The organism is Trichocoleus sp. DQ-U1 (assembly GCF_039961925.1).
In the GTDB taxonomy this organism is placed as follows: domain Bacteria; phylum Cyanobacteriota; class Cyanobacteriia; order Cyanobacteriales; family FACHB-T130; genus FACHB-T130.
In genome coordinates this window covers 1-12,742 of sequence record NZ_JAMPKB010000037.1, presented here as the reverse complement: position 1 = coordinate 12,742, position 12,742 = coordinate 1, and the positions used below count along the sequence as shown (strand labels likewise).

Below are 12,742 nucleotides of genomic sequence, written 5' to 3'. Positions count from 1 at the left end.
CAGTCCCGTTACTTCAAAAAAGTATATCTTTAGATAGATGTAAAGCACTTTTAATATAGGATGTTCAAACCTGATAAGACACCCGTAATTCTACGAGTTTGGTGGCAAACTTCACAGAAAGTTTACATAACACCTAATTAACCCAAACAAATTACTTTTCTGTAAAACTCCAAACACCATTCCAGTTATCAGGAACGCCCCGCGCCATCAATTGCTGAATTCTCTCCAAATAAAGTAGTGCAGTTTTATCGGAAGGGTTTACGGCAATCACCTTCTCAAAACAGTCTCTCGCAGCTTCTAGCTTATCTTTCTGGCGATATAATTCCACTCCTTGTTCAAAATCTAGTTTTGTTTTTAACTTCAATATTCTGACATCTTCATGTTCTGCATCCAGCACTTCATAAACGGCAATCGGCTCATTTCGTCCCTTCACAATCGCCCGATCTAAAAAGCGCAATTTGTATTCATCGGCGTTCGTTGAGTGTTCTAGCGCTTGCTGAGAAATCAGAAGAGAAACACCGTAAAACTTAGTTAACCCTTCCAACCGTGCCGTTAAGTTAACATTGTCGGAAAAAGCATCTCCCTGCATCCGACCTTCTTCGCCGACCATGCCTAGCATCATGTGACCAACATGAATACCGATGCCAATTTGAATTGGTTGCTCTCCTACCTGATTTCGTCCCTTGTTGAATTGTTCAACAACTCTAAACATAGCAACACCAGCTGCCAAAGCATCATCGGCTCCATCCGGGAAAACTGCCATCATACCGTCTCCCAGAAATTTGACAATCAAGCCATGATTGGTACGAATTTCTGGACTAACTTGCTGCAAATAAGTATTGACAAACGCAAAATTTTCTTTAGGAGTCATTTTTTCAGACAGCGTAGTAAAAGAGCGGATGTCAGAAAACATCACCGCCATAACTTTACTGACGTGATCTCCTAATTGCACATCAGTAATGCTTTTCTTCCGCAGAAAGCGCAAATATTCATGGGGAACGAAGCGACCATATGCTGTCAGAAGTTGTTCCAACTGTTGATTTGCTTGAGTCAATTCCTTCTCCCGTGCTTTGACGGTTTTGACCATATGAGTAAAGACTCGTGCCAGTTGTCCTAATTCGTCGCTACGTTTAGCAACCTCTGTTAGTGCATCCGCTTGAAAAGCATCTCGCTCCACCTCTGAAGCAGCAGTTGTCACCTTACCCACCTGCTCAATGTATGCTGCTTGACGCAAAATCTCAGCTTTAAAAAGTCCTTCAGCTTCCTGCCGCTTAAGGAAATTTAAATAAGCTTTTGAATGATAGCGAATGCGGGCTATCAATTCCATACGATCTGGAAGTTTCACTAAGTAGTCATTTGCGCCCAGTTCAAATGCCTTGGCTTTAATAATAGGGTCTTCTTTACTGGATAATACAATTAGCGGAGTATTGCAGGTAGAAGTGTCTTTAGAACGTAGAAACCGAACTAACAGCAAGCCGTCCATCTGGGGCATAACCAGGTCTTGCAGGATGACAGTTGGCTGACACTCTGAGGCAACATCAAAGGCTTGAGTGGGATCGCTACAGTAGTGGAATATAATGTCTTGTTCGGGCGCTAACATCCGACGAATGGCTTCGCCAATGATGGATTGATCGTCAATTAATAAAACCGTTATTTGCTCGTCGCTCAAAGTTGTCATAAGTGTGAATTAGCGATTCAGCGTCATATTTTGGCGGAGGCTGGTAGCGATCGCGTCTGGTGGTAAAACCTCTACAGCAGCATTCAACTCTACTGCTGCTTTAGGCATTCCATATACAACACAACTATCCTTGTCTTGGGCAATCGTATGCCAACCTCGAAGTTTCAATGCACTTAATCCTTCAGCACCATCCCGACCCATCCCAGTCAGCAGCACAGCAGTTCCCTTGCGCGTCCAACGTTCAGCAAGACTCTTAAAAAATACGTCAACTGATGGACGATAAGAATAATCAATCGGCTCTTTAGTGTAGCCAAGAGTCAAGTCCGGTTTTAAATACAAATGATCGTTGGTACCTGCAACTAAAATTGTTCCCTTTTCCAAGCGATCGCCCGCAAGCGCAATTCTTATGGGCAATACTGTTTGTTGTCTCAACCAATCAACGAATCCACTAGAAAACTGAGCATCTACGTGTTGCACGATGGCGATCGCTGCACCAAAACTAGCAGGTAGCTGGGAAAGAATGGCTGCCAATGCTTTCGGGCCACCTGTAGACGAGCCAATTGCCACTAACGGGACAGTAGATACACTAGATGAAAGTCCACTCCGTCCCTCCAATTGGAACAACGAAGTAGAGTTTTTTGGCTGAATGCTTGAAGAAGGCTGTTTTAACAGTTTGCGAATTCTGGCAAGTTTAGCGAGTAGATTGTTTGCTGTCTTAGCGCTGTCTGCCCCACTCAAAACGGGTGTATCAACCGCATCTAATGCACCGTGTCCCATTGCTTCATAAACTTTGGCGACATTTTTCTCAGCGCTGGCTGTAACAATAAGAATCCCGCAGGGAGAGTGTTTCATAATCTGACGGGTTGCTTCCACACCATCCATTACAGGCATGAGCATATCCATCAAGATGATATCCGGAGTATCTTGAGCGCACTTGGCAACTGCTTGAGCGCCATCCCGCGCAGTCCAAATCACCTGGTAGTCAGGAACAGCCTGCAAAACTTGTCGGATTGCAGCAGTTGCGATCGCCAAATCATTAACAATTGCAATTCTCATATCAACGCCCAATTAAGTTCACGACAGCATCAATTAGAGTTGCATCATGAAAACTACTTTTCGTTAGGTAGTAATCGGCACCTGCTTCTAAGCCTTGAATCCGATCCTCCTCGCGATCGCGATAGGACACAATAATCACAGGAGTGGAATGCAAACGGGGATGGTTCTTCATTTGCTTCACCAGTTCAATGCCATTCATACGTGGCATATCAATGTCGCTGATCACTAAGTCGTAGTGGTTAGTCCGAACTGCATTCCATCCCTCCATCCCATTTACAGCAACATCCACGCTATAGCCGCGATTTTCCAGCAGCTTACGTTCCATTTCCCGCACGGTGATCGAGTCATCCACAACCAAAACTTTCTTGCGCTTGTCTGCGATAACTTCCGCTGCATCAACTCCAACCTTTGCTAATCGTCCGGCGTTGAGGATAGCATCGATAGATCGCACCATATCTGATACATCAACGATAAGAATCGGCGATCCATCTCCCATCAGAGATGTGGCGCTGATATCGGGGACTTTGCCTAAGCGGGGATCTAGCGGTCGAACTACTAAATCGCGCTCGCCTAAAAACTTGTCCACCACTAAACCATACGGATTGGATTGATCGCTAATCACAACTACAGACAGCGAACCTGGATTGGGCGGTGGCTCAGGTAATTCTAAAACTTGATGGGCGGTGATTAAACCAATATTTTGCTGGTTCATCGTGAAGTATTGGCGATTTTCCACATCTGAAATATCAGATCGCTCCACAGTAACGATCTGGTCGATGCGGGCTAGGGGAACCGCATACGGCTTGCCAGAAATTTCCACCAACAGCGTGCGAACAACCGACAGCGTGAGCGGAAGCTGGAAGTGGAAACTCGTTCCTTTGCCTGGTTGGGACATAGCACGCACCGTCCCGCCTACTTCCTGTGCCATACTTTTAGCAATATCCAGACCCACACCCCGCCCAGAAATTTCCGTTACCTGTTTAGCCGTTGAAAATCCAGGTAAAAACAGAAACTCCATCAGTTCAGCATCGGTAAGTTGCACTGCCATTTCTGAAGTTGCCAAGTTTTTGTTAACCACCTTTTGACGCAACTGCTCGGGATTTATCCCTCGCCCATCGTCAGAAATGGTAATCGCTAGCATTCCGCCCCGATGAAATGCCTCTAGCCGAATCATACCTTCAGGTGGTTTTCCAGCAGCAGTCCGTTGGTCTGGAAGTTCGATTCCGTGATCCGTTGCATTTCGCAGGATATGAGTCAGCGGAGCTTCCAGCTTTTTGAGAATGTCGCGATCGACCGATGTTGCTTTACCGACAATTTCTAACCTAACTTGCTTATTCAACTTGCGTGCCAAGTCACGGATCATGCGCGGAAAGCCTTGTACGCCATCCGCAAAGGGACGCATATGCGAGGTAATAACTTCGCGATAGAGGCGATCGCTAAGGTTAGCAGTCCGTTGGGCATATAGCTCCAGTTCTCCCAAGCGATCGCCTAGAAAATCAAGACATTCCTGTTCTTGGTTTCTTGCCTCTTCCAGGTACTCTTTTCCTTCTTGCTGATAAACGACCCCGCGTTCAAGGGAATCCTGCAACTGTTCTAGGGTTCTAGAAAGCTCAACCATACGCCGTTTTAAAGACATCATGGAGTCTGCATAGGGTTGTAGCCAGTTTGCTTCAATGAGTGACTCCCCTGCTAGACCCATAATTCGATTCAAGTTCTCAGCACTGACGCGCACTACCCGATCTTGAGTAGTCGCCTGTTCAGATGCAGAACTAGAAGATGGTATCCGCTCTGGACGTTCCTGCACCATAACACCTGATGGCGATGATTCAGGTTGATTTACGACAATAACGGTAGGCTCAGAGGTTGGGTGAATGCTAGAGCCGTTAGGAATTTCTGCTAGGGATGATTCAGAGATTGTGGGAACGACTGAAACACGGGGCACAGAAACTACATTCTCGGCTTCTCCCTGTATGACTTCCCCCTTGCCAAGTTTAGGTGCAGCTCCAGGGGTCAAAATAGCAGTGATCGCCGCTATTGTTATTTCAAATTCCGAATTATGTTCTGCTAACCAACGAGGTAACTCTGCATCGCTTACTTGACCGATACCTTGCAGCAAATCCACGCCTTGAAGCAGTACATCCACACAATCGGGACTCAGTACGACTGTCTTGTTCTGTGCTGCAACAAAACAGTCCTCCATCACATGAGCTAGATTGACTAACGCATCAAGCCCAACAATGCGGGCAGCCCCCTTAATCGAGTGGGCGGCCCGCATTAATGTTTCCAATGCCTGTGTAGATTGAGAATTGCTTTCTAATGCCAGCAGTCCCTCATTCAAGATAGCGACTTGTGCTTCTGCTTCCAGACGAAACAACTCCATCATGGAGTCATCGCCATTCAGTGTCGCTGTCACAACAGAGGGTGCTGTAGGTGTTGTTGTGATAACAGTATTAAGCGTCGCTGTCACAACAGAGGGTGCTGTAGGTGTTGTTGTAATAGTTGGGTTGGAGGGATTAGCGATCGCGATCTCCTCGTGTCCTCCCTTATCAGAAGGGACAAGTAAAGTTGTCTTCGGCACAGACTCAGAAGATGTCGCCTGCACAATTGTCTCTTGACTAAATGAAGACACCTCAGTACTTACTTCACTCGCCTGAATTGGAGGAACTGCCATCATGGTAGCTCCAGAGGACAAGACGATCGAAATAGTTTTTTGGGTCGTTGCCAAATCCCAGGAATGCTCTGTCATCCAACGCTCAAGCTCCCCCTCTACCGCTCTGCTCATACCCAAAAGCAAATCGCCAGCATGAAGTAAGACATCAATTTGCTCATCGCCAAGCGTAACGGTCTTGTTTTGAGCGGCAATTAAACACTCCTTAATGAGTTGTGCCAGATTGGAAGTCGCCTCCATCTTTACAATCCGGGCAGTTCCCCAGACCGAGTGAACTGCTTGAATTGCTTGCCCAAGTTCGAGCATAGACAAGGGTTGCGTTTTTAGTATGGGAAGCACTTCCTTGAGGATGCTGACCTGTGTTTCAACTTCCTGACGAAATAGCTCCAACTTGGAGTGATCGCTCATATCCGCTCCATGACCTGCTACAAAATTTTGTGATTGAGGGTGTAGAACAACAATTCAGAATCGAGATAATTGACTTTATTGCCCTGCCAATGAATAATTCCTTGGGTGTAAGCTTCAGTGGCTTTAGTAATTACAACAGGGGCATCTCGTAATTCATTTAGGTGGAAGCGGTAAACTCCATGAACTTCATCAACCGGAAAGACCCACTTATCGTTTCCCTGCCCCGCCATCATCATTCGTTTTGCATTGATGGATGTAGCAGTGGAGGAAGTCTCTTTAGTCGGTTCTAAATTCAACAGATGGCTCAGGGAAGCGCAAAGCAAAGTTTCCCCCCGAATATTTACCAGTCCCAAAAATAATTCGTTACTGCGATGGGGCAGGGGTTGAATGACACAAGGAGGGGTGACTTCTTGCAGAATTCGGACTGGAAGGGCTAATCGCTCATGCCCAAGGCGAAAGATCATCACAGAAATAGCTTCTGCTGTGCGGATGACTATTCCATCGCCTTCTACGTCCTCTTGCTCGACGGGTATTTCTCCCAGAATATTGAGCCACTCGTCTAGATAATTCAGCGGTGGTTCGCGTTCTAGCAAACTATCGCCAGCTTCTGCATAAACTGGGCAGTCATAGCAATGCATTACAGTTGCCAGTTGACCGCACGAGCGATCGCCCATGACCCCAATTTGGTTCCAGCAGTCATTTAGGGCGGGACGCTCGTCAGTTAAAAGGCTTTCTACAGCTAATGCTTCGGTTAAAGGGTTATTCATAACTGTTTTGTTGGTCAATAGCCTTTACCGATACGCCTTAGAGCGGGAAATTTCTTTGCGTAATCCTTGGGCTGCATCATCCAGTTGTTCCAAGGCACTATTCGTTTCGCGGAGAGCATCCACTGTTTGATGGGAAGCTTGACCGAGTTGCTCCATTGCCTCGCTAATTTGCTGCGCCCCCTCTGATTGGTCTTCAATGCTTTGGCTGACGTGTTCAAATCGAGGCGGCAAACTTTGCACTTGATTGATGACTTTCGCAATTTGGTCGCTAATTTTGCTGACTCGATCTACGCTACTGCCTACCGAGTTATTGAATTTATCCATTTCCATCACACCAACCGTAACTGCCGATTGCATATCTTTTACAATTTGCTCAATTTCCAGCGTGGCGACTGCCGTTTGATTGGCAAGTCGTCGAATTTCTCGTGCAACGACTGCAAAGCCCGCACCATACTCTCCCGCTTTTTCTGCTTCAATCGCCGCATTCAGCGACAGGAGGCTGGTTTGGTCTGCGACCTTTGTGATGGTGGTTACGACATTGTTGATGTTCCCGGCTTTTTTATTCATCACTCCTAGTTTTGAGGAGATAGAAGTTGTTGCATCTGCCAGTTGCCTCATAACATTTTCCATCTCTGCCAGCTCATCCTGACTGTCGTTTGCAGAGGTTGCAGTTGTTTGAGCCATACCAGCAACTTGCTCCATTGTCTTTACCAAATTTCTGGAGGTTGCAGCAATTTCCTGTGCAGTGGCAGTGACTTCATTGGTGGAAGCAAGCTGTTCAGCAACCGTTGCTTCCAATTCTTTACCAGATGCGGCAATTTGAGTTGCTGAGGTTGTGATTTGCACAACTGACTGTTGCAAGCTATGAATTAACGCATTACTGAGAAAACGTCCTAAAAGAATTGCTACCACAGGCCCGAGCAGCATAGCGACTGTTGTCCAAAACTGCGACTGGCTAATCGCTTGAGCTGCATTTTTTTCTGCTGCAATAGCAGTATCTTCATTAATTCTCAGGGCTTCTAGAAGTGCTGCTGTTGCGGTTTCAAAGGAGGCACGATTTGCCTTGGCGCGATCACGTAGCTGCTCAAAAATACCAGCAGCTTTTCGAGCATTTGCTATTTCTATAGAGTTAGTTTGATTTTGACCGAACAACTCCACTTCTCTGGCATAGGGATGCAGAATTCCTAAACTTTCAAATTGCTGGTTAAGCTTGAGAAAATCTTCATGATCGCTCTTCCATCTATCCCAGTTGCTCTGAAGCTTTTTATAGTTTCTATTCTCTTCTTCCGTTCTAGGAGTTGCTTCATACTGCTTAAACCCTTCATCGATTTGACTCCAAGCTTTTTTGATTCGCTCTAACTCAGCTTGTCGTTCCTGCGCTGTTAATCCGGCAACCAATAAAGCTCGTTCTGACGATTCAACCTGGGTTTGTCCTTCGTTTACTTTCCACAATCCAACCAGGCTCGGCAAACTATTATTGCTTAATGTATCGACGTTGCCGCTTAAGCGGAAGGTAGAAATTAAGCCAACTAGCCCTACGATAAGAACCAATGCTCCCATGAAATTGAAAGCAGTCTTAATGCGACCTTGAAGAGATTGATCTTTGAACACATTACTTAACATAATGACTGCCTCCTTGTTTTTCGGATGAATGGGAAGTTTGCTGTACTTTCTGTATTCGCTGCTGAAGTATTTCTGCACCCGTAATATCGCCGCGATGCTCTTTCAAAAGAGATAGATGCATTAGGGCTTCGTAGCAATTAGGATTCAGGTAAAGTGCTTTCTGGAAACATCGTTCGGCTTGAAAGTTTTCACTTTTTGCTTGATATAACGTACCTAGTAAGGTATATGCTTCACTATTAGTAAAGTCGCGAGTTAAATAGTCTTGACAATAGTTAATCGCCTTTTCTACTTGTCCGACATCGGCTAACTGTTTGGCCAATTCAAGCCCAGAATTAATTTTTATATGGTTTTTTTCAGATGTTGATTGAATTGGGTTATAAGGCAATTGAGAAGCAGGGCGACGGATAACGCTCCTGGTAAATGTAGCGTTTCCTACTAAAGAGTTGGGCTGTTCAATTGGAGTTACACGGTTTTTGTTGAATTGTAAGCTTTGCTTTAAGTCAGTAGATACTGAGGTCTCTATCACTGGCGGCTGCAATTGAATGGCTTCAGATTTGCGGTAAGCAAATGTAAAAGATTGCCGAATCGACATAAAGCGATCGCTGGGGACTTTTCCGGTTTCAGCTGCTCCAACGAAAAGTAATCCGTTAGGCAGTAAGAGACGATCCAGGGTATTGAAAACTTGAGTACAGGCAGTGGGTTCCAAATAAATTAATAGATTACGACAGAAGATAATGTCATACTTGCTTTGGGCAGCGGAAAACACATCTAAAAGATTGCCCTGCCGGAAATTCACTGTACTCCGAACGGGTGCAATGACTTCATAGCCCGCTACAGTTTGCTGAAAGTAACGATCCCGGTGAATCCAGTCCTCGCCTCGGAATGAGTTCTTACCATAAATCGCTCGCTGCGCTTTGGCGATCGCGTGTTTGCTAATATCGATTGCATCAATGCTGAACCGATTTACAGACAAACCTGCCTCGATTAGCGCGATCGCCATTGAATAAGGCTCTTCGCCACTGGAGCAAGGTACGCTTAACAGGCGCAGCTTAGTTGAACCTGATTTCTTTAACCACTCAGATTGGACGTAGTTGATCAGCAGATCGAAGGGTTTGCGATCGCGAAAAAACCAGGTTTCTGGAACAACAATTTGTTCAATGAGTTCTTCTAATTCCTGATTTGAAGTTTGTAAAATTTTGAAATAAGTATCTAAATCGGCCAAACCACAAGCAATTTGACGATTTTGAGCTGCTTTAGCAATTTTGCGCTCGCCGATGATATTAGCCGCAATCCCAATTTTTTTACTCAACAAGGCTTCAATTTTTGCTAATGTCATCATTTGGTGCTCCCGCTGCTGATAAATAAACACGTCTTGCATCTGCGAATAGCTGCTCCAGATGAATTCGCTGAATCATCCCGTTTTGATCTAAAATCATTCCGCCCAAATAAGGCGCTACGTTCATTCGAGCATCGGAATTTACTAATTCAGTTTCTGGCTTATCCAATGTCTTGATAACCCGTTCCGCCATCAAGCCGAGGAATTGTAGGCTATTATCCTTACCCGAAGAACTAACCATAATAATCCGCGTACTCAATTGAAAGCGGCTTGGTTTCCCCTGAATCAGATGACAAAGGTCAATAACAGGTGCGATTTTACCCCGGTAGTTAAATAACCCTGCTACATAATCCGGTACATGATGAATTTTCCTCAGAGGAACTCCAGGAATTACTTCCACCACGCGAGAACTCTCGATGGCATACGAATTTTTTCCAATATAGAAGAGTAACATTAACATGGTGATGCCTTTTAATTCCTCAAAGACTAGGTATAAATGTCAGTAATTTCACTTAGGCTGATAATCAGGAAAGTAATGCAAGAGATGAAGGTTCATAAACTTCCCAAATTTTGCTAAAAACATTAAATAATCCTAACGCTCTCCCCTCATGCCCTTGCTAAAAGTTGTTCTCATATCTCCTTGGAGTAACTTCTTTTCTTAAGGTTCCCCGCTCGTCTATTGAGGTAGCGCATCCTTTAGAAATCTTTACTGATTTTAGACAAAATTTTAGGCGCTACCTTTACACATTTATTCGCTAGGCTGTTTTGCAGAGTAAAAGCCAGATAGCCTTACTCTACATCTCCATTATTCTACTGATGTAATGCTCCAGCTTGAAGAAAGCAATTAATACTTCAAGTGGTGTATTTTCGGCTGTAGGAGTTGTTAATTCAATTTCTTGAATTGTCGTCATATTTAAACATTTAAATGTGTTATAAATTAAAGCTTTACTGGTGTCTCCTGGCAAACCTTCAATCTCATAGGTATATCGATTCAGTCGTGACTTGGCGAAGCTAACTTGGAAGCGAGCACGCTTCAGAAGACGTTGCCGAATGTTCTCATAAAGTTCTGGATTATCCGACGCCAAAGTTTTAATTTCTTGATTGAATAAGATGGGGATGACATCTGGATTTTCCTCTAAGAACAAAAGACTACCTTCTTGTTCATAAGCTGCTACTCCTTCCATTCCCAATGCTCCAATATCCGCTAAGGCAATAATTCTAGCTATAGGTGATATAGGTTTGCTGGCGTCATAAAGAGCAGGTTGATAAATCGTTTGTTCAGATGGCTCGTATATGCAGATTGTGGCTTCAATTGCGTCTCGAATAACCAATAAATCTGCATCTGTGAACCGAGCAGGATTATTCACATGCTGTTCGCATTGCTGTTGATTTAAGGTGTTAATGTATTCAAACAACTTTTCAATTGTTGCAGTCTCACTTACACCAGTCTCACGTCGCCTGGACTGGTGAGGTTGAGTTTGATGAACAAATATTTGCAGCATATCATGGGCAGTTGCACAGATATCTAGCAGTAGTTGCATTCGTGCAATATAGTCGGGCGCAGCATTGTCTTTTATGGAGACTTCCCAATCAGGGCGGATTGCTTGAAAAATAATCTTCGCTCGACGCTGTACGCCACTAATATGCTCGCAGGTGTGATAGTAAAGCTGCGAGCGCGCAATTTCTCGCTCGAACTCTTGAAGAGCAAAGTCTTTGACTCTGGCAATCGCCGAAGCAAATGTACTGGGAACTTGTTCAAGATTTTCCTCAGAACGATCTGGCAACTTCAAATTTTGAGAATTTAACGAACTCATGTCAGGTTAACTCCAAAACTACGCTTGCAAAAATTATTTTATTACCAGCTCCCTGTTTATAAACTTGCAAACAAGAACAAGATGTAGCAAATTATATGTACTTCTTCCCGTGTCGTCGGATACAGGGGGAATAGGTTATGCTTGGACTGCCTTAACTGACAAAATCTTAATGACGGTTAGAATTACTTATAAATAAGCAATTTCAAAAGCTTTTTTTATCTATGGAGAATTTTTCAGGGTAGGCTGAAAGATTTTTTATAGAGATTATAATTTCAAGGAATAGAGCAAAAAATTAATTTTATACAGCCACCTAGAAGTGTTCTCTTAGCAGCGTAAAATTTACTAATTACTAAAGAAACCGTATATATACGGAAATGAGATATAGGTACTTAATAGGATATGCGTAGATTAACGTAATATCAGTATAAGCAGGCGGAAGCATACTACCTTTATGCAGCCAATGCCTACCCTTGTAAAGCCACAGAAACATTTTGGTCATTGTAGGATTAACTCATATCTTGCACCAATCAGGATAAACTACTAATGCACAAATGATTGGTGCAAGAAAATGACACCGAACCCCAAATTCTTCTCAGTAGGAAAAAGTTGCCAAAATCCCATTGTGAATAGTGATATTACATAGTCAAAGAGCCAGGCGAGCGCTAGGGGAGTGACAAGCTACATGCTCCCAAGGCTAAATATAGGAATTCTCTTGGATTTGCGTTGACAGCAAAAAAATGAGAGAAAAGGGCGTGAAAAACATTTAGAAAAGCAAGAAAAATGGAAACAATTCTTGCCCACGCCTAGCAAGCGAGTCTACACCTTGCTGTCGTTGATGCCTTTACAATACCAACCAGACAATTTGCACAGGGTGAGCGCGTCTCAAATGCTATTGACAAGGGGATTTAGAGATATCATCATGTTGGGATAAACTTCCAGCAAGAATAGTAAGCATGTAATTATTATCCATTGTGGCTCGATGAGATTTTTGGCGATTACTACGGCGAAAAGATTGCTTTCGGTTTAGAGCGTTCAGGTAATCCGTTGTAATAATGCAAGATTATGAGGTGCATGTCCAGTTCGGACATGGGCGCGCATTTTCTCTGAAGGTGACATCCATTGTCCAATGCAGGCCATTCTCAACGCCCCAAAATCGTCGAATAGCCTGTCCCAGCTTACAAGGGTTACTTTCCAAACTGGTCAAATAAAACTGGACTTCACAAGTGAGTGGTGCGGGTTCGGCACTTGTGGAACCCGCACCACCATGACGACGGTCTGAAGACCCAGCCAATCAGATTTTTGATGCAAAGGTAGTAGTTGAGAAACTGGGACGCTCCAAACTTGTCTTTTTTCGATACGATGATGTCCTTTTTCTAGCCGTTCGTCGTAGCT

Annotated in this window: 8 protein-coding genes and 1 pseudogene; all 9 read right to left on the bottom strand. The window is 44.2% G+C overall.

Annotated elements, in window-relative coordinates; genetic code table 11:
* Nucleotides 1-151: 151 nt before the first annotated feature.
* Nucleotides 152-1,678, bottom strand: coding sequence for an adenylate/guanylate cyclase domain-containing protein (locus tag NDI34_RS16495; protein ID WP_348233195.1), 1,527 nt, complete (start codon nt 1,676-1,678; stop codon nt 152-154).
* A gap of 9 nt (nt 1,679-1,687) precedes the next feature.
* On the bottom strand, nt 1,688-2,734 hold the full coding sequence (locus NDI34_RS16490; protein ID WP_348233194.1) for a chemotaxis response regulator protein-glutamate methylesterase: 1,047 nt from the start codon (nt 2,732-2,734) through the stop codon (nt 1,688-1,690).
* Between the two features lies 1 nt (nt 2,735).
* The gene (locus tag NDI34_RS16485) at nt 2,736-5,810 is read right to left on the bottom strand and encodes a hybrid sensor histidine kinase/response regulator (protein WP_348233193.1); all 3,075 of its coding nucleotides are present in this window, start codon (nt 5,808-5,810) and stop codon (nt 2,736-2,738) included.
* Between the two features lie 17 nt (nt 5,811-5,827).
* On the bottom strand, nt 5,828-6,577 hold the full coding sequence (locus tag NDI34_RS16480) for a chemotaxis protein CheW (protein ID WP_348233192.1): 750 nt from the start codon (nt 6,575-6,577) through the stop codon (nt 5,828-5,830).
* Nucleotides 6,578-6,601: 24 nt separating this feature from the next.
* Entirely contained in the window at nt 6,602-8,200 is a 1,599-nt protein-coding gene (locus NDI34_RS16475) for a methyl-accepting chemotaxis protein (protein WP_348233191.1), read from the bottom strand.
* Nucleotides 8,190-9,539, bottom strand: a complete 1,350-nt coding sequence (locus NDI34_RS16470) for a CheR family methyltransferase (protein ID WP_348233190.1) — start codon at nt 9,537-9,539, stop codon at nt 8,190-8,192. Before NDI34_RS16470 ends, NDI34_RS16475 begins: the two co-directional genes overlap by 11 nt.
* A complete protein-coding gene (locus tag NDI34_RS16465) occupies nt 9,517-9,996 on the bottom strand; it encodes a chemotaxis protein CheW (RefSeq protein WP_348233189.1) in 480 nt (159 codons plus the stop codon). The genes NDI34_RS16470 and NDI34_RS16465 overlap by 23 nt, the downstream gene beginning before the upstream one ends.
* Nucleotides 9,997-10,330: 334 nt before the next feature.
* Entirely contained in the window at nt 10,331-11,350 is a 1,020-nt protein-coding gene (locus tag NDI34_RS16460) for a hypothetical protein (protein WP_348233188.1), read from the bottom strand.
* A gap of 1,200 nt (nt 11,351-12,550) precedes the next feature.
* Nucleotides 12,551-12,742 (bottom strand): annotated as a pseudogene (locus NDI34_RS16455) (hypothetical protein); the annotation flags it as partial.